Genomic DNA, 21,650 nt, shown 5'->3' with positions numbered 1-21,650 from the left:
GTGGGATCAGGGGGTGGAGAGGATCAGGCGGCGGGTGGTGTTGTGGTAGTGGAGGCGGGTGATCTCGGCAAGGATGTCGGTGGCGTAGCCGTGGCCGCGGTGGGCGGGGAGGACGCCGAGGTAGCCGACGAACGGGAGGCGTGGTAGCGGGAGGGGAGGCCAAGCCGACGGGGTCGCCGCTGGCGGGGGTGCGGGCGACGCGCCACCAGGTGCGGTCGCCGAGCATGGTGTCGCGGTAGAAGACGACGTCCTCGCGGGCCTGGGCCTCGTCGCCGACGCGGTCGGCCTCGGCACGGGAGGCGGTGTCGAGGCTGCCGGCCAGGTTCTGGGGAATAGGTCGACGAAGACCTCGTCGTCGGGTTCGGGGGTGAAGCGCAGGCGGGTGGAGGGGGCCGGGAGGCCGGCCTGCGGGGTCCACACGTAGCGGAGGCGTTCCGGGTGGGCGGTGAGGCCGGCGCGGCGGGCGGCCTCCTGGCACCAGGCGACGGCGGCGCGGGTGTCGGGCCGCTCGCGCCAGTCGCCGGGGAGGATGAGGTGGTAGTCGGCGGGGTGTCCTGGCTGGCCCGGGCGTAGGCGGCGTGGGCGACGGTGAGCAGGTCGGCGGCCAGGGTGGTGCGGTCGGGCCAGCCAGGACGGCGTCGTGGACGTAGAGCCCATCGAGGGCGCCGGGGTGGGCGTCGCTCGGGTCGCCCCACCAGACGGCGAGGGCGTGCGGGGTGTCCGCGGGGCCGGCGGAGTCGGGTTCGGCGATCCAGGTCCAGTCGGGGCGGTACTCGCCGCTCGCGAGCCAGGCCCGGAAGGTGCCAGCGGTCAGGCCGCTGGCGGGGCCGGTGGCGAGCAGCGGGGAGGACCCGGCCGGGGTCGGAGAAGCTGGTCGGACGGACGATCACGATGCCGCTGTGATGGTGGAGTTGGTGGTGCGTGTGGTGGCGGCGCCGGCCAGGGTGTCCGGGGCAGGATGCGTCGGGGCGGGTGGGGCAGGGGTGATCCGGTGGCGGTGGCCGGTCAGGGCGGTGACGGCGAGCAGGAGGCCGGTGCAGCACAGGAGCAGGGCGCTGCCGGGGTCGTCGGTGGTGGTGAGCAGGCGCTGAGGGTAGGGGGCGAGCGGGCCCGCGGGGGGCGACCAGGGGGTTGCAGATCAGTGAGACGAGAGGGCCGGGCAGCAGGTGGCCGAGCAGGGCGCCGCCCTGGATGAGCATGCGGCGCAGGGCGAACACCCGACCCTGGGCCTCGGGGGCCACCGGCAGGCCGAGGAAGAAGGTGAACGCGGCGGCGGCCAGCGGGCCGGGGCTGTGGTGGAGGCCGGCGAGCAGGACGGCGGCGCCGCTGAGGACGGTGGCCGCGGTGATCCAGGGAAGGAGGCGGTGCGGTCCGGCCCAGATCGACATGGCGATGCTGCCGACGGCCAGGCCGAACCCGCCGGAGGTGCTGACCAGGGCGACCGCGGCGTTCTGGTCGGACGCCGGGGTGGCGGACAGGACCAGGGGGAGGATCAGGGCGGCCTCGGCGGCGTTGAACACGGTGACCAGGCGGAGCAGGTGGCGCAGGCCGGGCTGGCCGGTGAGCAGGCGCCGGCCTTCGGCCAACTCGGCCAGCCAGCCGTGGCGTTGGGGCGGAGGGCCGGACCGGACGGGGCGGTCGGCGGGTTCGGGGAAGCGGACGATCAGCAGGCTGAGCACGCCGAGGGCGAACGAGCCGACGAGGACCAGCAGGACGGCCCGCAGTCCGCTCGCGCCGAGCAGCTGGGCGCAGGCCAGCGCGGTCTGGGTCACGGCGTCGGCCCGGCCGCGCTGTTCGGGCCGAGCCCCACGGGGTCCAGCGGGCGCCGTCCTCGGCCAGCCGATGGCCTGGCCGGGGAAGGTCAGCATGTCCTGGTAGAAGTGGTCGACGACGTTCGAGGTGATGTCGACATCCTCCCCGACCGGTTCGCGGTAGGTGACCACGGGGGAGTCGAGGACGACGAAGCCGGGGTGGGGCAGGCCCTCCGGGAGGCAGTACCGGGCGAGGGCGGTGGTGAACGCCGAGTGCAGGACCGAGCGCACGCCCTGGCCGCGTCCGGAGCGGGGTCGGCTGCCGGCGCGGACGTCCATGCCGTACTGGTCGTACTCGGCGAACTCGACCGAGGGAACGGACCAAGCCTCCAGCGTTCGCCTCAGGACGTCGTCGAAGTTGGAGAGCACGCGGGCGGGGATGTGGCTGGCTGGCCGCTGGGACCGGACCGCGCCTGCCCCGTCGAGCTTGGACCGCCGGTTGTCCAGTTCCTCGATGCGGGCGTGGAGTTCGAGTTCGCGTTCGGCGGCCGAGCGGGCCGGCAGGAGTCCGTCCATGTGCGTCCGCAACGGGTCGAGGCGCTCCTCGGCCCGGGAGATCTCGGTGTCGAGCTCTCTGGCCCGCAGAAGCAGGACGCCCCTCCGCCCGACCAGCTCGTCCAGCTGGGTCCGCAGGTCGGCGAGGAGCGAGCTGGTCTTGGCGGCTTCGGCCTCGACGGCCGCGTGCAGCTGGGTCGTTTCCTGCTCGCCGTGGCCATGGTGTTGGTGTTCGGGTTCGGCACCGCAGAAGACACAGGTGTCGACACGGAAGTAGCCGAGGATGCTGCCGGCTTCGCTGACCATCGCGAGGCGGTCGAGGTCGGAGCGGTACTGCTGTTCCAGCAGCCCGAACCGGGTGAGCAGGTCGTGCACCTCGGCTAGGCGAGACTCGACGGCGGCGAGTTCCTGCGCGGCATTCATTCGGGCAGAGACCGCGCCGACGTGGCGGTCGGTGATTACCTGCAGGGAACGGGACTGGCCGTCGATGGTGGCCTGGATCCGCGTCAGCCGTTCGCGCAGTTGGGAGGCGTTCTCCCTGGTTGTCAGCTTGGCGGAGAGTTCGACGACGATCTGGTCGAGGAGCCCGATCTGGCCCTTGTGGACCCGGCGCTGTTCGGCGTTCGGCCCGGTGTCGACCACCGGGTCGTCCTCGCCGGTCAGCAGGTACTTCATCACCGAGGCGGCAGCAGTCTTGCCGCTCGCTGCGTTCGACCGCAGGACGGGGGAGAGGGGGTCGCCCATGCGGGTCTCGGTCACAAGGGACAGGTGCACGAGGTCGGCAAGGGACAGTCCACGGGTATTACCGGCGTCGTTCTTGCGGATTCGGGCGTCGGCATAGCCGAGTTCTGCGAGGAGCATGGCGGAGAGACTGCGAGAGCTGCCCGAGCGATGGACAGCGGTCAGTTCCCGGTCGGACCTCCGGGTGACCAGGTCGCGCAGGTCCTCGTAGTGGACGGCGACGGTGCCGGTACCCGGTCGCCGGACGAGGGTGATCGGCGCTCCATCGGGCATTCGAAGCCCGAGGAGGATCTGGCTGTAGCCCTCGGCTTCGGGGATGAGCGGCAGATGCGCACCACCGAGCATGTACTCGATGGACTCGACGATGAAGGACTTGCCGGTGTCGGACGCGCCGTAGATGACGGTGAGCTCGGGGCCGAAGGCCACACGGGCGGTGGGCTTTCCGGAGCCCGCGTACGTGAGGTGGGTCAGTCGCAGGTCAGCCACGAGGAACCTCGGGGGGTAGGGGTGTCTCGGCGGGGCGGTTGAGGAGCGCACGGGTGGCAGCCCGCACGTCGGCGCCGGGCGCGTACTGGTGGACGGCCCATTCGGCGCGCTCGCGCAGGCGCTCGACATAGGGGGCTTCGAGGAGTTCGACGAACGCGGGCCCCCGTTCCGTCGTGCGGTAGACGAGGCCGTCGTCCGCGGGTTCCAGCCGGGCCAGCTCGGCGCGGATCAGGACGAGCAGCGCCTAAGCTGCCCATGCCGCGGATGAGGTTGATGGTGGCCATGGTGTGGACTCCCGGGTGCCTTGCTGACCTTTTGCTGACCCCGGATAGTCGATCAGGCCCCTGACCTGGGAAGAACCGTGAAATGCGTGCTACGTGGTGGAACTTCATCGGCCGCTCCGGTGAGGAGATCACCCAGGCCCGCAACGACTGGGAGCAGGGCGCCCGCTTCGGCGAGGTCCACGGCTACGACAGCGCCCGCCTGCGCGCGCCGGGGCTCCCCGACATCCCCCTGAAGCCCCGCGGACGGGTGCGCTGACCTCCGAAGACAGCGTCGAAGTGGTGGCCTCGTCCAGCGCGTACGGCAGGGCTGGACGGGCACCCCGAGACCGTTGGCGGCGGGCGTCCACCCTTCCGCTCCGCTGTGTCGGGCGCGCGGTCGGCACGGGCTCCTGATTCTCAGGTCCAGGCATCTGGTGCACGGTCTGCTCGTATCGATGCCGACCTTCTGCTGACCTTTCCGACTGACCACCAGCAGGGGCGTTGGCGTCGCAGGCGGCCTCCGCCTGATCGAACCGGCCACGATCTTGGCCTCCGGGACTGGTGAGCTCGCATGTTCAGGAGTCGCGTATTCGCGGCCGCGCTCAGATGGGGGCTTGCGCTGAGTGATCTGCGCGAGCTCGGCGGCACCCGGCAGTCTGCTGGTTGGCGATTGACATGATGGGCGGCGGCAAGTTCTCAGGTGTCTCCAGGGGTGACTATGACGTTCAAGTCCGAGGCCGATTTCGGTGTCGCCGAACGGGATGAGTGGTCCTATTCGCCGGCTGTCGGCGTAGGACCGCTCCGGTTCGGTATGACCGTCGAGGGAGTGGTCGAAGCGGCTGAGGTGCTTGGCCAGACGAAGGTCAGCGAGTGTGTGCGGCGCTACGCGATCTTCTCGCCGACTTGGAAGGTCGAAGTGCACCGTCGCGGAGCGGCTCCTTCGCTGCCTGCCGTCACGGCCTATGTGAGCCAAGCCGTGGGGCTGTTCTGCATCGCTGCCGACGCCGCGCACGGTCCTCAGGTCGCGCACGACGGAATCCCGCTGGTCGGGAGAGACCTGTCGGAGCTGGAGAGCGACGCAATCGCTCATGCCGAGGCAATGGACGTGCACTTTCGCTACACGCCCGAGGGCTACGCAGGACCGGATGACTCCGGGGTCGTGATGCGCGGGCAACTGGTCGGGCAGGTCCTCCGATCGCGTCCGTTGTTCATGGTGACTCGCGACGGCGCAAACACTGAGTGGGACTCAATGCCCGCCGAGGAGTACCGCATCGACGGTCAGTCCACGGCCTGACGTGGTGCGACTCATGACGTGGGGTGGAGGAGGGGGAGTTCCTTGACCACATCCGTCGCTGCGTCGGCCGCACCATGGAGACGGGCGCAACCGGCGACCTGTAGCTATCACTGGCTGTGGTCGCCGGGGGTATATCGGCTCCAGGTTCCACCGCCTTCGACGACCAGGTGGGTGGTGGTCCTGTCGTGGTAGCCGAGGGCCCGGGCGACGACGGCAGCGGGGGCTTGGAGTACCAGCTGGCGGATCGCTGAGGCCCGGTCGCGCTGGGCGGGAACCCCGGCGGCTCGGAGCTGGTCGAGCAGGCCGGTCGGGTCCATCGGATGCCCGGGCTGCCGGCCGGGGAACAGCCAGGCCGTGCTCCGGCTGCTGGCCCGGGCGAGGCGAGGCTGTTCCGCCAGGTAGGCGCGCACGAGATCGGCGACGGGCGCGGGCAGCGGCAACGGAGGGTCTCCGAGCCGGACCGTGAGGGCTTCGCCCGCGTCGCCGATATCCTCGGTGGTCAACCGGACGATACGGCCGCAGTAGCCGTTGGGCAGGGCCTGGGTCACGCGCCCGAGCCGCTGCTTGGCCCAGGTGGCCTCGGCCAGAGGGCCGTCGGGATCGACGGTGACGCTCTCGCCCTTGATGTTGACCTTGCGGGAGCTTCGCGTCCTGCCTGGCCTCCTCCAGGCGCTCGGCCATGAGCCGCCACGGCGTCCAGCGCCCCGACCCGCTCGGCCAGGTGCTCCTGGGTCGGCTGATCCAGGCTCAGGCCGTGCGGGACGCCGGCCGACACCAGCTTCTGGTCCACCAGAGCACTGCGCCGGCCTGAGGCCCCAGGAGACGCGGATCGTCCGCCTCGCCGCCCAGCTCTTTTGAGCTTGTGAACGGTCGGCTACCGCCTCTCCAAGGACTGTCCGAAGCTCGGCGTCGGCTCGCGCGGGGAACTGGCGGTGCTGGTCTGACGGCCGTGGTCTGAAAAACCGGTTGCGAGGGGGCGCGGCCCAGATCACGATGTGCGGCATGTACCTGTGCTGACGACTGCCACGTGGCAACTCACCCCTTCGCGATCGACCTCTGCGCCGGGCCACCGGCCGCGCGCTGAGGCGATGACGCGCGCGCTCACGCGATCGACCGCCCTCGGCGCTCGGCCATGCGGCCATGTCCCGAGGCGATGAGACGTGCTGTCGCGAGTTGCCACGGAGAGACACGACCTGTTGCGCGATCGACCTCGGGGCGCACGCCATGCGGCCACCCGCCCCGAGGCGATGACACGCGCCCTCGTGAGCACTCGTCAGAACCCAGGAGCCCCGGCCGGTCCAGCCGATCCGGCCTGCGCGCGTTCCTGCTGAACCAGGAAACAGACCACCATGCATACCGAACGCAAGGCCCGCTGGGCCGTGCGCCAGTCCGCGCTGCCCACCGTCGTCCGCAGCTGCCCGGACTGCTCCAGCACGCGGCACCGGCCCTCGGGCAAGATCCGTGTCAACGCCAACGGCAAGCTCCTCGACGTCTGGCTGCTGCTCAGCTGCGCGGGCTGCGACCGGACCTCGAAGGTGCCCGTCCACGAGCGCGTCCACACGTCGTCGCTGGAACCCGCCCGCAGGGAGGCGTACGAGAACAACGACCTCGCCGTGGTGCGGGAACTGACGATGAGCGCGTCGCTCGCCGCCAAGAACGGCTACAGCCTGGACTGGAGCGGCACCTGGGAGCTGGAGGCACGCACGCCGCTCCACGCGATCGACGATCCGACCCCGCTGAGGGTGCAGGTGAGCTTCGAGCTGCCGGTCCCGGTCCGGGTCGAACGCCTGCTCATGTCCGGCCTCGGCCTCAGCCGCGGCCGGGTCCGCCGGATGGTCGCGGACAGACGCATCCGCCTGCCGCTCGCCCCGGACGCCAAGACGCGCCGCGACTTCGAGCTGACGGTCCACGCCCCGACGGCGCCCCTGGCTCAACTGGCGACTCCGGTCGCGGCGACGCGGCGGGAGGCGGTGCGCGAACTCGGCGCCGCCGACGCCGTCGAGGCGCCGCTGCGCCTGTCGCGCGCGGTGTCCGGGGCGTAGGCCGAAGGCTCGGTGCGGGGCGGTACCCGGCGCGGCTCACGGACTCGCCGTTCGTGAGCCGCGCGGTGGGCTCCCACGCGGTGGGTCCCGCCTCCTCCGACGACGCAGTCCGGGGTGCCGCACGGTGGCGGCAGGCGATGACCGGTTCGGGAGCACCAGGCCAACACGATCACGATTGGCTAGGACCTGTCCGGCCGATCATGCTCGCCCTCGGTGGCGACGCCGGTCCTGTGGGGCTGACACGGTCAGGGCAAGGCGGGCGACGCGGCGGACTTCGGTGGGGAAGGCCGGGGCCCGAGCGGCGTCGAGCCCGCCGCCGGGTCCGGCCCGGCTGCCGGCGCGGCGCGAGCAGGTCACCCCAACGGGTGAATCCCCCGGACCCGGCAAGCCGGCTTCCCGGTGGCGCCGAAGGCATCACGTACGAGCCCGCGAGCGGCGGGCTCCGGCCCGGGACGGGAGCATGATGCCCTCAGAGCACATCGACACCCGGCTGCTCGAGGAACTCACCGAGCAGTCGCAGGACCTGAACAGCGACGCGTTGCGGATCACGCGGGGCGCGCTGACCGACTTCGGGCAGGCGGGCGAGCCTGTCCGAAGTCGGTGGTGGCAGCGCGGCGGGTTCCTCGCCGCGGCGGCGGGCACGGCCGCCCTCCTCGGGAGCGGCCGCGCCTTCGCCGACAGCCCCTCGCCGTCGGGCTCCGCGGCCGACGACATCATGGCGCTGCAGACGGCCGCGTCGATCGAGAACCTGGCGGTCAGCGTCTACCGGACCGCCGCCGGACTGCCGTTCATCAAGGACGGCAACAAGACGGTGGCCGCGTTCATCGCCAAGACCACCCAGCAGCACCAGGGTCACGCCGAGGCCTTCAACGCCGCCGCCACCCAGGCCGGCGGCCGGGCCCAGAACAACCCGGACCCGAAGTACAAGGCCGTGGTGGACCAGATGCTGCCGGGCATCAAGGGCCCGGCCGACGTGGTCAAGCTCGCCATCACGCTGGAGGACGTCGCGGCCCAGACGTACACCAGGAACGTCTCCCAGGTCTCCAACGCCGACCTGCGCAAGCTCTTCGCCTCGGTGGCTCCGGTGGAGGCCCAGCACCGCGCCACCCTGCTCGCGGTGCAGGCGCTGCTCGCCGGCAACGCCGCCGACCTGATCACCATCCCGGTCGACCCGGCCAAGCTGCCCGCGGCGGCCGGCAGCGTCGGCTTCCCCGATGCCTTCCACAAGACCGACAACGCTTCCCCGATCAGCGAAGGGACCGTGAAGTGACGACCACCGAGGGCGGCTGGGAGCTCCCCGTCAGTGAGCGGGAACTCGCCGGCCTGACGCGCGAGATGCACGAGGCGCACCAGGAGACGCTGCCGGCCATGCGGGCCGGTGCCCTGGACCTGACGGAGGAGATCCGGGCCCGCGGGGCCGGTGAGCCGCGCGACACGGGCCGGCGCCGGTTCCTGCTCGGCGCCGGTGGCGCGGCCGTTGCGCTGACGCTGGCGGCCTGTTCCAGCAGCAGGTCCCCCAGCTCGCTGTCCGCTTCCTCCGGCGCGTCGATGCCGGCCTCCGGCGCGGCGTCCGGGCAGTACACCGGTGACCTGAAGGTCGTCGCGCTGGCCACCGCCCTGGAGAACCAGGCGGTGGGCGCCTACCGGACCGCCCTGGACGCCGCGAAGGCGGGGAAGCTCGGCACCGTGCCGCCGGCGGTGGCCACCTTCATCACCACCGCGATGGCCCAGCACGCCGATCACGCCAAGGCCTGGAACTCGGTCCTGACCGGAGCCGGCAAGCCCGCCATCACCGACGTGCCGCTGTCCAACCAGGCCGCCACCGTCCAGGCGCTGAACGCGGCGACCGACGTGGGCACGGTCGCCGGACTGGCGCTGTCGCTGGAGGACCAGGCCGCGCAGACGTACCTGTTCGCGACCTACAACGTCACCAGCCCCGCCGGCATCGCCACGGCCGCCACCATCGCCCCCGTCGAGGCGATGCACGCCGCGATCCTCGCCTACGTGCTGGGCCAGTACCCCGTCCCGGACGACTTCCTGCCCGTCGACAAGGCGGCCAGTCCCACCCTGCTCACCGTCTGAGGGGGCCGCCCGAGGACCGGTGCGGGCCCGGGCGCGGAGACGTCGACTCTCCCGCGCCCGGGCCCGTCCGCTGCCCGGCTGCGCGAGGTCGCCCCCGGCCCGCGGGAACGCCGGGCCGCACGACGCGACGACGCCGGCCGGCACTGCCCCCGGCCGGGCTATGGGCCTCGCCGACCACGGCCTGGCCGACCACGGCGGCGCTGCCCGCGGCGACCGGGGGGGGCGAGCGTTCAGGTCGCAGGTCGCAGGTCGACGGTATGCCGGGACCTGGTGGGGCGAGGGGGGCGGTGTCAGGTGAGCGGCAGCAGCATCAGGGGCTGCCCGGTGGGCCGGGCCGAGCCGCCGGCGGGTTCCTCGGTCACGCCGACCCCGACGGCGCCGTCGATGGCGCCGGTGAGCAGCAGCTGCCCGTCGCTTGCCGGCAGCAGACCGGCCGGGCGCATCGTGCCGGCGTCGTCGAACCAGAGTTCGTAGGTCCGCCCCTCGGGCAGGGCGGGCAGGCCGGTGGCGAGGAAGGCCGCCCGCCCGCGGTCGGCCGACCACACCACCGTGGCGACGGCCGAGCCGACGGCAGTGCTGGAGGTGCGCGCGTCCGGGGCCGTCAGCAGGCCGGTGACGGCGGCCTGCTGTGCGTGCAGGAGGTTCGCCCGGGCCTGTGCCCGGCTCGCCCGGTCGTGCTGCTGGACGGCGAGGGCGCCCAGTGCGGTGGCCAGGGCCAGGCAGGCCGCCAGTGCGAGTCCGGGCCACCGGCGCGCCAGGCGCGACCTGCGCCGAGGCCGGTCGGCGGGCGTGGTCGGCGGCGGGAGCTGGCGGATCTCCCCGAGGCCCGCCATCACCCGCGCCTTGAGCGCGGGCGCCGGCTCCCGCGACTCGGCGGTCCCGAGCCGGGCGACGGTCGCCTCGAACTCGGCGACCTCCTGCGCGCAGGCCGGGCACTGGGCGAGGTGCCGTTCGAACTCGGCACGCTCCGCCTCGGGCAGGGCGTGCGTGGCGTACGCGCCGGTCAGGGTGTGCAGGTCGGGAGCCGCGCTCATGATCCAACCCCCAGGCAGTCGCGCAGGCGGATCAGGCCGTCCCGCATCCGGGTCTTGACGGTGCCGAGCGGGGTGCCCAGCAGCTCGGCGACCTCAGGGTAGGTGTATCCCCGGTAGTACGCCAGGGTGACCGATTCACGCTGCAGCCGCGTCAGCGACTCGAGGCACCGGCGGACCTGCTCGCGCTCCAGCCGGCCCTCGACCTGCTCGGCGACCTCGTCGAACGCGGGCGTGTGCGAGCGCGCGGCCACCTTCTGCTCCCGGTCGGCGGCCGCCTGCGCCGCCCGCACCCGGTCCACCGCACGCCGGTGGGCCATCGTCAGCACCCACGACATCACCTCACCGCGCTGCGGCTCGTACCGGGCGGCCGTGCGCCACAGCTCGAACATCACCTCCTGCATGACCTCCTCCGACTGCGCCGGATCCCGCAGTACCCGCCGCACCAGCCCCAGCACCGGTCCGGCGACCGCGTCGTACAGCCGGGAGAACGCCTCCTGGTCACCGAGCGCCGCCTTGGCGACCAGCTCCTCCAGATCCGGGCCCCGATAGCGAGGGCCCGACAGGAACACGACCGCGTTCACCGACCCGTACCTCCCGAACCGGCGGCCCACCCGGCCGTGGGCGACAGCCGGGGCCTGCCGTCCGGTCGGCAGTCGCGCATGAAATCCTCCTGGGTCCGGCAGCGGGCAGAGACAGTCGATCCCCATTCGTAGCCGCCGCGCCGGCGGATTGCCCCCGGAATCCACGGTGGGAACCGGCATGGCGATCATCCGGGCCGGTCCCGTCCGGCCCCGTCCGGTGAGGTCCGGTCCGGTCCCGTCCGGTGCGGTCACCAGAACCGGGCGAGGGCGCTGTCCTTGAACGGCTGCGGGGAGACGTCCAGGTCCCCGGAGAACGGGCGGTCGAGGACGAGCACCAGCAGCAGGCTGAAACCGACGAGCGCGGCCACCGAGCCCACGAACAGCAACCGCGCCCGCCGGCTGCGGACGCCGTACAGCAGGGTGACCAGCATGATCACCGCCGCCCCGCCGAAGATCAGCACCTGGAGGAGGGCCGGGAGCTGGTCGCGGCTGTCGGCGATCCTGGTGCGGCGGTAGGCGGCGACGTCGTTGAGGCTGTCCAGGGCCTTGGCGTAGAAGGCCTGCTCGGCGTTGCTCTGCGGCTCGTAGCCGGCGAGGGCCTGGTACATCGCGTCGACGGATCGGGTGGTCACCGCGGAGTCGCCGTCACCGGCCCGCATCAGCGGCCACTGGTCCTGGACCACCGCGTGGACGTAGCCGCCGACGGCCGCCTGGACGGCGTCCCGGGGGCCGGGAGGGAAGCACTCGGCATCGCGGACGATCTGTGAGACCGCGCTGGCCTCGCTGGAGACGACCCGGCCCGCGTCCTGCAGATCGGTCCACAGGTTGACGATCACGAAGGCCAGGATGATGCCGTAGATGGCGCCGAACATGCCCAGCACCACACCGACCATCTCGTTGTTCTCACCGTCCGCCATGGCCGGGTACCAGCGCATGGCCAGCACGCTTCCGGCCACCGCGAGCAGCACGGTGCCGCCGACCACGAGCAGCGCGAGGACGGCGGTCGGGACGTGGTTCAACAGCCAGAGTTCCAACGTGCTCCTCACCCTCTGCGGGCTGTGGCGGGACGGTCCGGCCGCCCACCGGCGACGCGGGGTGCGGGTGGATCGCGCGGGTTCGGCCTTCCCGGTGCCGCACGGCCGGGCGCGGGCACCCCAGCATGGCCTCCGGCCGCCGCCCGAGGGTCCGGGCCCCGCCAGACCCGGCGACTTGTCCCCCCGATCAGGTGAACCGGCCGCCTTGTCCCGGGCGTTTCACTTCTGCGCGCACGGGCGGACCTCATGACAGGCGCAGGATCGATTCCTCACTGCTCCGACCGGGTCAACCGGGGTGGTCACGGGTTGGGAGGGGGCGGTGAAGCGGGCAGGTTCGGGCCGAACGGTTCCCTGCACAGAAGGACTTCCCCCTCATGCGTCTTCACCGGACCCTCGGCGCGACCGCCGGCGCGCTCCTCCTGGCCCTGGCCCTGCCGTCCCCCGTCCACGCCACCACCGGCGACTTCCTCTACAAGACCGCCACGGGTCAGGAGGCCGGCCTGCCCGACGCGGCGAGCGGTCGCTGCATCAACCTGGACGGTGCCACCGAGCAGGACCCCGCGCACTCGCCCCGGAACTTCACCACCTCCACCGCCACGGTGTTCCTCGAAACCGACTGTGACGGTGACACCTACGTCGCGATGGATCCCGGCAAGGAGCTCGGCGAAGACACCAAGATCCGCTCCGTCGTCTTCTCCTGACGGAGCGGCAGCAGACGTCCGCAGCTGCCCGTCGGAACGGCCGGGCGGGCTTCGGCGCTGTCCGCACGCGCGGCGGCCGCCACCCGGGAGGGCGGCGGCCGCCGCGGCGCACGGGGCGGGCGGGCAGGTGCGGCCGAGGGGCGGAGATCGGAGGAGCTGGAAGGACCACTCCTGCTTCCGGCCGCCCTCGCAGCAGGGCCGCGCGGTGCCGGCCCGGCAGGTCCACGGCTCCTTCGTGACGGAGTCGCCGTCGTTGCCGACGAACGCCCAGTTCAGGTAGCCGCCGTCGCCCCGGTCGCGCAACGTCGAGTCGCTCTGGAAGACCCCGGATCCGGAACGTGTCGTAGCCGGAGGGTTCCCTCGTCTCCTTGTCCGGGAAATGGTTGAGCTTGTAGGTGGTGTCGAGCAACACCCCCTTCATGTCGGCCTTGTGCTCGTTCGTGAACAACTCGGTGTCCTAGCGGTCGGTGCCCACCGTCTTGAACACCATGACGTCGAATCCCGGAAACTTCTCGCTCGACTCTGCCGCGGTGTTCCGGGTGAACTCGGCGTTGTCCGGCTTGTTGAGGTTGGCGGCGTTGTGCATCAGCTTGATCATGTCGAAGGTGGAACTGATCAGCGAGCTCGTGCAGTTGCCACCGCCCGGCACGGCCGGGGTTCCGCAGGTCCTGTCCACGGGGAGGGCCGGCGCGGCCTGGGCCTGCGCGGTCGGGCCGGAGACAACGGCGACCGCGGCGACCCCGCAGGCCAGCGCGCGTTTCAGGCGGGACAGGGATTTCATGGCGAAAGCACTGTCTTCTCGCACTTCTCGAAGAAGACGGACACTGGATCCCGAAATCCGCCGTCTCGCGACTCCTTGCGGCATCCATAGGACAAGGCCGGGAGGTCTGCCCTTTTCGTGCACCGTCCCCCCCGGCGCGGCGCGCTTTGCCGACCACGCGCCGGCGGGTCATCGGGACCCTTCTCGACGGCTTTCGGCACGGGCGAGTCGTCGTCACCTCGCGCTCCCGCCGGAACACTTGGCGCGGGGTGGCCCGACGCAGGCTCCGGCGTGACGATCCGGCCCCCGCGCTGCTCCGCGGCGCCGTGGGCCCGACCGGGCCGCATCCGCGCAATTGGTCCAGACCTATTGACGGGCCTTGCCGCCCCACCTACGATCCGGTCCGGCACAGCCCCACATGTCCCCACCTCACCCAGAGCCGGGCGTCACGCCCCCACGCGTCGGTCATGTCCATGGCGCTCGGCGGGAAAGGGAGCACAGCATGTTCCGTCGAAGGTCACGTACTCCACGTCCGTCGGGCGGTTTCCGCCCCTCTCCGGATCCCGGCCGCCTCGACGGCGAGCGGGCCGGGAGCGAGCCGGTCCGAGCACCCCGCCCGCAGCGGGCGACCGTGGAACGCGCATCGAGGCCGAGCCCGGCCGGCCGCGCCAAGCACGGAGCACCCGTCCTGCGGCGCTCCCTCGCCGGGGTGAGCGCCGCCGCCGTCATCGCGGCCGGCGTCGCCGTGGCCGGCTCCGTCACGGCCGGGGCCGCCACCCCCAACCTGGTGGCCAACTCCGGTTTCGAGAACGGGCTCTCCGACTGGACCTGTTCCGGCGGATCCGGCGCGGCCGTCGGCAGCCCGGTCCACTCCGGCGCCTCCGCGCTCAAGGCCACGCCGACCGGCCAGGACACCGCCCAGTGCGCCCAGACCGTCAGCGTGCAGCCCAACTCCCAGTACACGCTGAGCGCCTACGTCCAGGGCAGCTACGTCTACCTGGGCGCCACCGGGACCGGCATCACCGGTACCCCGTCCACCTGGACGCCGAACAGCGCGTCGTACAGCCAGCTCAGCGTCGCCTTCACCACCGGGCCGACCACCACCTCGGTGACCGTCTACCTGCACGGCTGGTACGGGCAGCCCGCGTACTACGCGGACGACGTGTCGCTCAGCGGCCCCGGCGGCAGCAGCCCCACGCCGACCGTCACCCCGACCACCGCGCCGCCGACCACCGCTCCGCCCACGACCGCTCCGCCGACCACCACCCCGCCGACGACCACGCCGCCCACCACGACCCCGCCGACGACCACCCCGCCGACGACCACCCCGCCGGGCGACACCTGCGCCACGAAGCCCAAGCCGTCGGGCAAGGTCCTTCAGGGCTACTGGGAGAACTGGGACGGCGCCGCGAACGGCGTCCACCCCGGGATGGGTTGGGTGCCCATCACGGACAGCCGGATCGCCGCGCACGGCTACAACGTCATCAACGCCGCCTTCCCGGTGATCCTCTCGGACGGCACCGTCCTGTGGCAGGACGGCATGGACGCCGGCGTCAAGGTCTCGACCCCCGCCGAGATGTGCCAGGCCAAGGCGGCCGGGGCGACGCTCCTGATGTCGATCGGCGGCGCCGCCGCCGGCATCGACCTCAGCTCCAGCACCGTCGCCGACAAGTTCGTGGCGACCGTCGTCCCGATCCTCAAGAAGTACAACTTCGACGGCATCGACATCGACATCGAGACCGGCCTGTCCGGGAGCGGCAGCATCAACACGCTGTCCGCCTCCCAGTCCAACCTGATCCGCATCATCGACGGCGTGCTGGCCCAGATGCCCGCGGGCTTCGGCCTGACGATGGCCCCCGAGACCGCCTACGTCACCGGCGGCAGCGTCACCTACGGGTCGATCTGGGGCTCCTACCTGCCGATCATCAAGAAGTACGTCGACAACGGGCGCCTGTGGTGGCTCAACATGCAGTACTACAACGGCAGCATGTACGGCTGCTCCGGCGACTCCTACCAGGCCGGCACCGTCCAGGGCTTCACCGCGCAGACCACGTGCCTGAACAACGGCCTGGTCATCCAGGGCACCACGATCAAGGTGCCCTACGACAAGCAGGTGCCCGGCCTGCCGGCCCAACCCGGCGCGGGCGGTGGCTACATGGCGCCCAGCCTGGTCAGCCAGTCGTGGAACGCCTTCAGCGGTTCGCTGAAGGGGCTCATGACGTGGTCGATCAACTGGGACGGCTCGAAGGGCTGGACCTTCGGCGACAACGTCAAGTCCCTCCAGGGCCGTTGACGTCCCGCTGATCTCCCGTGCCCCGGCGCACCCTGTCGCGCCGGGGCCGGTCACCGACCGACCGGAACCACCGCGGTGGACGGCCCGGGCCCGGACCGTCCACCGTGCGGTCGCCGTCAGCCGTTGAGCGTCCCCATGTACTCGGGCGGGTAGCGGTCGCCGCTGACGGCGCCCTGCGGTGCGACCGCCTCGATCGCGGCGATGTCCTCGGCGGTCAGGGTCACCTCGGTCGCCGCGACGTTCTCCTCGAGGTAGCGGCGGCGCTTGGTCCCGGGGATGGCGACGGCGCCCTGGTGCAGGACCCAGGCGAGCGCGAGCTGGGAGGGGGTGACGCCCTTGTCGGACGCGATGCGGCGGACCTCGCGGACGACGTGCAGGTTGCGGTCGAAGTTCTCGCCCTGGAACCGGGGGTCGGTCCGGCGCCAGTCGTCCTCGGCGAAGTCGTCGGGGCTGGTGATCGCACCGGACAGGAAGCCGCGCCCCAGGGGGGAGTAGGCGACCAGGCCGATGCCCAGCTCCCGCAGCGCGTCGCGCACCCCGTCCTGTTCGATGCCGCGCTCGAAGAGGGAGTACTCGGTCTGGACGGCGGTGAGCGGGTGGACGGCGTGCGCTCGTCGGATGGTCCGCTCGGAGGCCTCGCACACGCCGATGTGACGGACCTTCCCCTCGGCGACCAGCTCGGCCAGGCCGCCGACGGTCTCCTCGATCGGCACCCCGGGGTCGATGCGGTGCAGGTAGTAGAGGTCGACGTGGTCGGTGCCCAGGTGCCGGAGCGAGCGTTCGAGGGCCCGGCGGACGTACTCGGGCCGGCCGTTGAGGCCCATCACCCTGCCCTCGTCGGTGATCTCGACGCCGGTCTTGGTGGCGACCGCGGCGCGGTCGCGGCGGCCTGCCAGCGCCTTGGCGAGAAGCTGCTCGTTGACGAAGGGGCCGTAGCTCTCGGCGGTGTCCAGCAGGGTGACGCCGAGCTCCAGCGCGCGGTCGATGGTGGCCAGCGACTCGGTCTCGTCGGTGGCACCGTAGAAGGCGCTCATGCCCATGCAGCCGAGGCCCTGGACGCTGACGGTCAGGCCCTGGTCGCCCAGTGCGCGGTGTTCCACGAGGACTCCTCCACAACTGACGGAACGGCGCTTCGACGGTACTCGGGCCGGACGACGGCAGAGCGTTCCGACCCGGGCGCGTCGGGGTCGCGTCGGGGCGCCTCGACCAGCGGTTGTTGCCCCGGCACTCGCTCGCCGGCCGCCACGGCGGTGTCACCCCGGACCCGAGCATCCGGCCCGGGGCGGCCGAGGGGCAGGGGGCGGCCGAGGGGTAGGGGGCCGTCGAGCGCGCCCTCGCGGAGCCGGCCGCGACCGTCCTGGCCGGGCGGCGGCACGAGGCCTGCCACTGACCGGTCCCCGCGGGTGCGCGGAGGGGGGTCGTGAGGGTGCCCGTACAGTTAGATGAGGCATACCTTACAAATATCCGACCGGATCGTCTACGTCCATGTAGTCGGCGGTGGCGGGGGTTCGCGCATCGCCGGGTCCGCTGCACGCCTGTCCGGCGGTGCGGCAGAGGGCGGAGAGATGGTGGAGGACAGTCGGGACGCCAGGCGCCCGCACGGCGAGCTGGTCGCGGACGTGCTGGACGTGCTGTGGGCGGCCGGCCGGCCGTTGACGGCGCAGGAGGTCAACGAGGCGCTCGGCAAGGGGTTGGCCAGGACGACGGTGGCGACCGTGCTGGGCCGGCTCCACGAGAACGGGACGCTGGCGCGGAGCCGTGCGGGGCGGGGCTTCGGCTACGCGCCGGTCGCCGACGCCGCCGGGCTGGTGGCCGGGCGGATGCGCCGGGAGCTGGAGAGCGACCCCCGTCGGGAGCTGGTGCTGAAGCGGTTCGTGTCGTCGTTGTCCGAGGGGGACGAGGAGGTGCTGCGGCGCCTTCTCCTGGAATCCGAGGATCGCGGATGACGGTCTTCCTGGCCCTGGTCACGCTGGCGTTGGCTGGCCCGTGGGGTGCGGTGGCGGCGGCCCGCCGGCTGGCCGCGCTCCTGCCGCCCCGCGAGGCGTGCCTGGCGCTGGCGGGCGCGGCCGTGCTGCTGGCGGGGGGCACCGCGGCGGCGCTGGTCGCGCTGTTCCACGTGCCGTTCCTCGCCTCCCTGGAGCGGCTCCCCCTGTCGCGCGTGCTGGTCGAGTGGCCGGCCGTCGTGCCGGTCTCGGGGGTCGCCGGGGTCGTACTGGCGGTGCAGGCCGTGCTGCTGGTGGGCCGGTGGCGCGAACACCGCGCGCTGCTGGCGCGGGCCTGGGGGTCGACCGGTGACGGGGTGGCCGACGGCGATGTGCTGGTGGTGCCGGGTGCCGACGCGGAGGCGTTCGCCCTGCCGGCCTTTCGCGGCCGCCCCGGGCGGGTCGTGGTGACCGCGGGCATGGTGCGGGCGCTCGGGCCGGCGGAGCGGCAGGTGCTGCTGGCGCACGAGCGCGCCCATCTGGCGGGCCGCCACCACCTGCTGTCCGCCGTCACGGACCTCGCCGCCGCGGTGCACCCGGCGCTGCGGGGCCTGCGGGAGGCGTTGGGCTTCCACCTGGAGCGGTGGGCGGACGAGGCCGCGGCCGGGGCGGTGGGGGACCGTCGGCTGGCGGCGACGGCGATCGCGCGGGCGGCGCTGGCCGGGTCCGCCGTCGGCCGGGCCGGCGGGAGCCGGAACCCGCTGCTGTCGGTGGGCGCCGGGCCGGTTCCGCAGCGGGTCGAGGCGCTGCTCGGGTCGGTGCCGCGCCGGCCGCGCGGGCGCGCGCTGCGGGCGGGCGTGGTGTGCCTGGCGGCGGTGACGGCGGTCGCGCTGCTGAGCCTGGGGCTGGCGTACGGGCTGCACGAGTACGTGGAGTACGCCGCGGAGGCCGTGCGGGGGCGCTGACGAACGTTCGTGGGGGCGGGGGGCACAACCGGAGCGCGACGGACGACATCGATGTAGACCGATGGCCCCGGGCGCGGCTATGGTTAGCCTCGGTTCACCTCGCAGCGCGGTGCCGTGCCCGGCGCGGCGCGCGAGCGGGTCCTGCGGTCCTCCTGTGGCCGGCGTTCGGCAGCGTGGCATGGCGTCGGTGGTTCCCGTGACCCCCGCCGGAGGTGGTGCGGCCCTCCCCAGCGATTGGATGCGACGTGTACGACAGGAGAAAGGGATCGTCGAGCCCCTTCGAGCAGACCGTTCACCTTCTGTCGGAGGCCGGCCGGGCGGCCGACTCCCTGCTCGCGGAGCGCCTGGAGTTCCGCGGGATGAGCCCGGCCCACCTGTCCGTCCTCTCCATGCTGGCCCGGCTGGGGCCGCATGCCCGCCCCGATCTGCTCGCCCACGTCCAGGGCGCCGCCGCGGAGACCGCGCGGACGCTCGACGAGCTCCTGGCGGCGGGTCTGGTGCAGTCCCTGTTCGTCCAGGTCGGCGGCCGGCACGAGGTGCTGACGCTCACCTCGGCCGGGCAGGTCGCGCTGGAGATCCTGCACGGTGACGCGTCGGCGGTGCAGGAGGGCCTGCTGGCCTCCCTGACGCGGGGGGAGCGCACCCAGCTGAACTCCCTGCTGCGGCGGGTGTGCGCGACCGCGTCCCGCGGTGACGCGGTGCGCCCGGCGCCCCCTCGGGCCTCCGACTGGGTCCTGAACCGCGAGCGCCACCGGGACTGGGTCGTCGAGCGTGGGGATGCCGCCGACGACGACGGCAAGGGCGACGGCGGGGGCGACGGCGGGGCCCCGGCCGCCCCGTAGCCGGGGCGGCGGCAACGGCGGGCAGCGGCAACGGCGGGCAGCGGCGGAGCGCGGCCGCCCGCAGCCGTCTCACCAGGTGAAACGGCGGCGCCGTGCTGACCGGCCGGTAGCTCACAAGAAGATGACGATTGAACAACCGGCGCCCTCCAGGGGGCCGGCGGCCGCCGAAATGAGGTTAGCCTAACCTCATGAATCACGCCCTGCTGGCCGCGACCACGGCCGGATACACCATGCCCCAGGCCTGGCGGATCCTCACCAAGACCGGCTACTTCCTCGGCCTCAGCGGCGCCATCGGCGCCACCGTCACCTACGCGACCAGCGTCCGCCCCGCGCTGCGCGCCGCGGAAACCGGCGGCCAGGACGCCGAGGTGCTGCGAAGAAGATCGGCGACCTACCTCGCCTGGACGGGGGTGGTGCTGCTGATCGCCGGTTACTTCCAGCTCGCCGCCCGCCTCGCCCGCGCCGGCAAGGGCATGCCGTTCGGCGACGCCCTCGCCCCCGGACGCCTCTGGGACTACCTCCAGGCCCCGGCGGCCAAGGGCGCCTGGATCGCCCAGGGCACCGTCTACCTGGTCCAGAACGCCGTCCTGGCCGTGACGGCCGCCGTCCTGGTCGCCCTGTTCGTGCCGGCCGTCCGCCGGCACACGGACGCCGTCGCCCTCACCGCGCTGCCGCTCGCCCTCGCCGTCACCCTGATCGCGGCCGTCCCCGCCACCAAGCCCGCCGACCTGGACAAGTGGCTGGACCTCGCCTTCGACCAGACCCACATCGTCGCGGGCACCGTCTGGCTCGGCGGCCTCGCGCTCCTGGTCGCCCTCGCCGGCAGCCGCGGCCGCCTCGGCGAGGGGGCCGGTCTGCTCTGGGCCGGGATCTGGCGCCGCTTCGGCCTGGTCGCCATGATCTGCGTCGGCGCGGTCACCGTCTCGGGCCTCTGGCTCAGCTGGAAGCACGTCGGTGCGATCTCCCAGCTGTGGACCACCGGCTACGGCATCGCCCTGCTCGTCAAGATCCTCCTGGTCGCCGGTCTCGTCACCGCGGGCGCCTTCAACCAGTTCTGGCTGATGCCCCGCATCGCCCGGGCCCGCCGGGCCGACGACACCTCCTCGCTCCTCCACCTCACCCTGCGGCACTTCCCCAAGGTGGTCTGGGGCGAGGTCGCCCTCGGTCTCGCCGTCCTGGTGGTCGTGCCCTTCATCGCCGGCTCCGCGCGCACCGAGGCCGGCAGCGCCAAGGCCGTCTCCTCCGGCAGCGTCTTCGCCGCCGGCGCGGCCCTGGTCATCGCGCTGGCCGTCTCCTTCTACGCCACGGCCAAGGCCGCCGACGCCCTGTCCCGCCGCCCGGAGGCCGCCACCGCCTGAACACCCGTGCCGCGCCGGGCGGGCAGCGAGGCCGGTGCGCCCCCGGGCCGGGGCGCACCGGGGGCCGTCAGCCCTCCGAGCGGCGGAGCAGGTAGGTGTCCATGATCCAGCCCTTGCGTGCGCGGGCCTCCTCGCGCAGTTCGCGGATCCGGGGGGCGGTCTCCGCGAGCGGGCCGGCGGCGAGGATCTCGTCCGGGGTGCCGAGGTAGGCGCCGTAGAAGATCTCCAGGCCCTCGGGGTCGATCCCGGTGAACGCGGCCCGGCCGTCCAGCATCACCACCACGTCGTCCACGTCCTCGGGGAAGCCCTCGGCGAGGCGGCGGCCGGTGGTGATCTGCACCGGGCGGCCGACCCGGGTCAGGGTGGTGCGGTGCCGGGCGGCGAGCGCCGAGACGCTGCTGATGCCCGGGACCACCTCGTACCCGAACGCGACGCGGCCGCGGGCCAGCGCCTCGTCGACGACGGCGATGACGCTGTCGTAGAGGCTCGGGTCGCCCCAGACCAGGAACGCGCCGGTCTCCTCCGGGCCGAGGTGTTCGGTGACCAGCCGCTCGACCAGGTCGGCCCGCCGGCTGCGCCAGTCGTCCACGGCCGCGCTGTACGCCGGGGTGGTGCGGTCCCGCTCCGCGTCCGGGACCTCGACCACGCGGTGGCCGGGCCGGCCGTGCTCGGTCAGCATCTGCCGGCGCAGCCGGATCAGGTCCTGCCGTTCCTCGTTCTTGTCGAGGATGAAGAAGACGTCGGTGCGGGCGATGGCCTTGGCCGCCTGCAGGGTGAGGTGGTCGGGATCGCCCGCGCCGATGCCGATGAGGAAGATGTGCTGCATGCCAGTGATTGTGCCGCCCGCCCGCGGTGACCGTGCTCAGGCGGCCGGTCCGTCCGGGCGCACGAGCCGCCCGGACGGGACCCGGCACGGCCCTGCCGGGCGGGCGACGGGTCGGTCGCC

General features: G+C 72.9%; 20 protein-coding genes and 1 pseudogene. 12 read left to right on the top strand and 9 right to left on the bottom strand.

The window, feature by feature from the left end:
* Window positions 1–23: 23 nt before the first annotated feature.
* Window positions 24–3,533, bottom strand: a complete 3,510-nt coding sequence (locus ACWDRR_RS03970; protein ID WP_449770596.1) for a hypothetical protein — start codon at window positions 3,531–3,533, stop codon at window positions 24–26.
* Window positions 3,526–3,765, bottom strand: coding sequence for an ABC-three component system middle component 2 (locus tag ACWDRR_RS03965; protein ID WP_449770799.1), 240 nt, complete (start codon window positions 3,763–3,765; stop codon window positions 3,526–3,528). Before ACWDRR_RS03965 ends, ACWDRR_RS03970 begins: the two co-directional genes overlap by 8 nt.
* Before the next feature lie 146 nt (window positions 3,766–3,911).
* On the opposite strand from ACWDRR_RS03965, the pseudogene ACWDRR_RS03960 reads away from it, so the two are divergent.
* Window positions 3,912–4,073, top strand: a pseudogene (locus ACWDRR_RS03960) (pirin family protein); the annotation flags it as partial.
* A gap of 441 nt (window positions 4,074–4,514) precedes the next feature.
* Window positions 4,515–5,090: a hypothetical protein gene (locus ACWDRR_RS03955; RefSeq protein WP_449770595.1), complete on the top strand. Its 576-nt coding sequence runs from the start codon at window positions 4,515–4,517 to the stop codon at window positions 5,088–5,090.
* A gap of 107 nt (window positions 5,091–5,197) precedes the next feature.
* Here the strand turns inward: ACWDRR_RS03955 and ACWDRR_RS03950 are convergent, their stop codons facing one another.
* Window positions 5,198–5,593: a hypothetical protein gene (locus ACWDRR_RS03950; protein ID WP_449770594.1), complete on the bottom strand. Its 396-nt coding sequence runs from the start codon at window positions 5,591–5,593 to the stop codon at window positions 5,198–5,200.
* Between the two features lie 176 nt (window positions 5,594–5,769).
* Here ACWDRR_RS03950 and ACWDRR_RS03945 point away from each other — a divergent pair, with 176 nt between their 5' ends.
* The 4 genes from ACWDRR_RS03945 (at window position 5,770) to ACWDRR_RS03930 (ending at window position 9,214) form a co-directional block, all read left to right on the top strand.
* A complete protein-coding gene (locus ACWDRR_RS03945; RefSeq protein ID WP_449770593.1) occupies window positions 5,770–5,901 on the top strand; it encodes a hypothetical protein in 132 nt (43 codons plus the stop codon).
* Window positions 5,902–6,439: 538 nt separating this feature from the next.
* Window positions 6,440–7,132 (top strand): DUF1062 domain-containing protein, encoded by a 693-nt coding sequence (locus ACWDRR_RS03940; RefSeq protein WP_449770592.1) that lies wholly within the window; start codon window positions 6,440–6,442, stop codon window positions 7,130–7,132.
* Between the two features lie 460 nt (window positions 7,133–7,592).
* A complete protein-coding gene (locus ACWDRR_RS03935; protein WP_449770591.1) occupies window positions 7,593–8,402 on the top strand; it encodes a ferritin-like domain-containing protein in 810 nt (269 codons plus the stop codon).
* Entirely contained in the window at window positions 8,399–9,214 is an 816-nt protein-coding gene (locus ACWDRR_RS03930; protein ID WP_449770590.1) for a ferritin-like domain-containing protein, read from the top strand. Before ACWDRR_RS03935 ends, ACWDRR_RS03930 begins: the two co-directional genes overlap by 4 nt.
* A gap of 290 nt (window positions 9,215–9,504) precedes the next feature.
* Here ACWDRR_RS03930 and ACWDRR_RS03925 read toward each other — a convergent pair whose 3' ends face one another.
* The 3 genes from ACWDRR_RS03925 to ACWDRR_RS03915 form a co-directional block, all read right to left on the bottom strand.
* On the bottom strand, window positions 9,505–10,248 hold the full coding sequence (locus ACWDRR_RS03925; RefSeq protein WP_449770589.1) for an anti-sigma factor: 744 nt from the start codon (window positions 10,246–10,248) through the stop codon (window positions 9,505–9,507).
* Entirely contained in the window at window positions 10,245–10,829 is a 585-nt protein-coding gene (locus ACWDRR_RS03920) for a sigma-70 family RNA polymerase sigma factor (RefSeq protein ID WP_449770588.1), read from the bottom strand. The genes ACWDRR_RS03925 and ACWDRR_RS03920 overlap by 4 nt, the downstream gene beginning before the upstream one ends.
* Before the next feature lie 248 nt (window positions 10,830–11,077).
* Window positions 11,078–11,863, bottom strand: a complete 786-nt coding sequence (locus ACWDRR_RS03915; RefSeq protein ID WP_449770587.1) for a bestrophin-like domain — start codon at window positions 11,861–11,863, stop codon at window positions 11,078–11,080.
* A 374-nt stretch (window positions 11,864–12,237) separates the two neighbouring features.
* Between ACWDRR_RS03915 and ACWDRR_RS03910 the strand changes: the two genes are divergently transcribed.
* Entirely contained in the window at window positions 12,238–12,564 is a 327-nt protein-coding gene (locus ACWDRR_RS03910) for a hypothetical protein (RefSeq protein ID WP_449770586.1), read from the top strand.
* Window positions 12,565–13,021: 457 nt separating this feature from the next.
* Here the strand turns inward: ACWDRR_RS03910 and ACWDRR_RS03905 are convergent, their stop codons facing one another.
* Window positions 13,022–13,369, bottom strand: coding sequence for a hypothetical protein (locus ACWDRR_RS03905; protein ID WP_449770585.1), 348 nt, complete (start codon window positions 13,367–13,369; stop codon window positions 13,022–13,024).
* A gap of 664 nt (window positions 13,370–14,033) precedes the next feature.
* On the opposite strand from ACWDRR_RS03905, the gene ACWDRR_RS03900 reads away from it, so the two are divergent.
* Window positions 14,034–15,617: a carbohydrate binding domain-containing protein gene (locus ACWDRR_RS03900; RefSeq protein ID WP_449770798.1), complete on the top strand. Its 1,584-nt coding sequence runs from the start codon at window positions 14,034–14,036 to the stop codon at window positions 15,615–15,617.
* Window positions 15,618–15,733: 116 nt separating this feature from the next.
* Here the strand turns inward: ACWDRR_RS03900 and ACWDRR_RS03895 are convergent, their stop codons facing one another.
* Window positions 15,734–16,717, bottom strand: a complete 984-nt coding sequence (locus tag ACWDRR_RS03895) for an aldo/keto reductase (protein ID WP_449770584.1) — start codon at window positions 16,715–16,717, stop codon at window positions 15,734–15,736.
* Between the two features lie 465 nt (window positions 16,718–17,182).
* On the opposite strand from ACWDRR_RS03895, the gene ACWDRR_RS03890 reads away from it, so the two are divergent.
* From ACWDRR_RS03890 to ACWDRR_RS03875, 4 genes are all read left to right on the top strand, one after another.
* The gene (locus tag ACWDRR_RS03890) at window positions 17,183–17,563 is read left to right on the top strand and encodes a BlaI/MecI/CopY family transcriptional regulator (RefSeq protein ID WP_449770583.1); all 381 of its coding nucleotides are present in this window, start codon (window positions 17,183–17,185) and stop codon (window positions 17,561–17,563) included.
* Window positions 17,560–18,504, top strand: a complete 945-nt coding sequence (locus tag ACWDRR_RS03885) for a M56 family metallopeptidase (RefSeq protein WP_449770582.1) — start codon at window positions 17,560–17,562, stop codon at window positions 18,502–18,504. The genes ACWDRR_RS03890 and ACWDRR_RS03885 overlap by 4 nt, the downstream gene beginning before the upstream one ends.
* Window positions 18,505–18,749: 245 nt before the next feature.
* Window positions 18,750–19,346: a MarR family winged helix-turn-helix transcriptional regulator gene (locus ACWDRR_RS03880; protein WP_449770581.1), complete on the top strand. Its 597-nt coding sequence runs from the start codon at window positions 18,750–18,752 to the stop codon at window positions 19,344–19,346.
* A gap of 188 nt (window positions 19,347–19,534) precedes the next feature.
* Entirely contained in the window at window positions 19,535–20,704 is a 1,170-nt protein-coding gene (locus ACWDRR_RS03875; protein ID WP_449770580.1) for a CopD family protein, read from the top strand.
* A 67-nt stretch (window positions 20,705–20,771) separates the two neighbouring features.
* Here the strand turns inward: ACWDRR_RS03875 and cobF are convergent, their stop codons facing one another.
* The gene (cobF, locus tag ACWDRR_RS03870) at window positions 20,772–21,530 is read right to left on the bottom strand and encodes a precorrin-6A synthase (deacetylating) (protein ID WP_449770579.1); all 759 of its coding nucleotides are present in this window, start codon (window positions 21,528–21,530) and stop codon (window positions 20,772–20,774) included.
* Window positions 21,531–21,650 lie beyond the last annotated feature (120 nt).

It is taken from the genome of Kitasatospora sp. NPDC003701 (assembly GCF_053587085.1).
The sequence above is the reverse complement of the archived record's forward strand: the minus strand, read 5'-3'. Positions and strand labels throughout refer to the sequence as shown.

Bases quoted from the DNA above. Each gene is read 5' to 3' on its own strand.
- ACWDRR_RS03935 (WP_449770591.1), top strand. From the start codon at position 7,593: ATGATGCCCTCAGAGCACATCGACACCCGGCTGCTCGAGGAACTCACC.
- ACWDRR_RS03910 (WP_449770586.1), top strand. From the start codon at position 12,238: ATGCGTCTTCACCGGACCCTCGGCGCGACCGCCGGCGCGCTCCTCCTG.
- ACWDRR_RS03955 (WP_449770595.1), top strand. From the start codon at position 4,515: ATGACGTTCAAGTCCGAGGCCGATTTCGGTGTCGCCGAACGGGATGAG.
- ACWDRR_RS03885 (WP_449770582.1), top strand. From the start codon at position 17,560: ATGACGGTCTTCCTGGCCCTGGTCACGCTGGCGTTGGCTGGCCCGTGG.
- ACWDRR_RS03940 (WP_449770592.1), top strand. From the start codon at position 6,440: ATGCATACCGAACGCAAGGCCCGCTGGGCCGTGCGCCAGTCCGCGCTG.
- ACWDRR_RS03925 (WP_449770589.1), bottom strand. From the start codon at position 10,248: ATGAGCGCGGCTCCCGACCTGCACACCCTGACCGGCGCGTACGCCACG.
- ACWDRR_RS03875 (WP_449770580.1), top strand. From the start codon at position 19,535: ATGAATCACGCCCTGCTGGCCGCGACCACGGCCGGATACACCATGCCC.
- ACWDRR_RS03890 (WP_449770583.1), top strand. From the start codon at position 17,183: ATGGTGGAGGACAGTCGGGACGCCAGGCGCCCGCACGGCGAGCTGGTC.
- ACWDRR_RS03945 (WP_449770593.1), top strand. From the start codon at position 5,770: ATGAGCCGCCACGGCGTCCAGCGCCCCGACCCGCTCGGCCAGGTGCTC.
- cobF (WP_449770579.1), bottom strand. From the start codon at position 21,530: ATGCAGCACATCTTCCTCATCGGCATCGGCGCGGGCGATCCCGACCAC.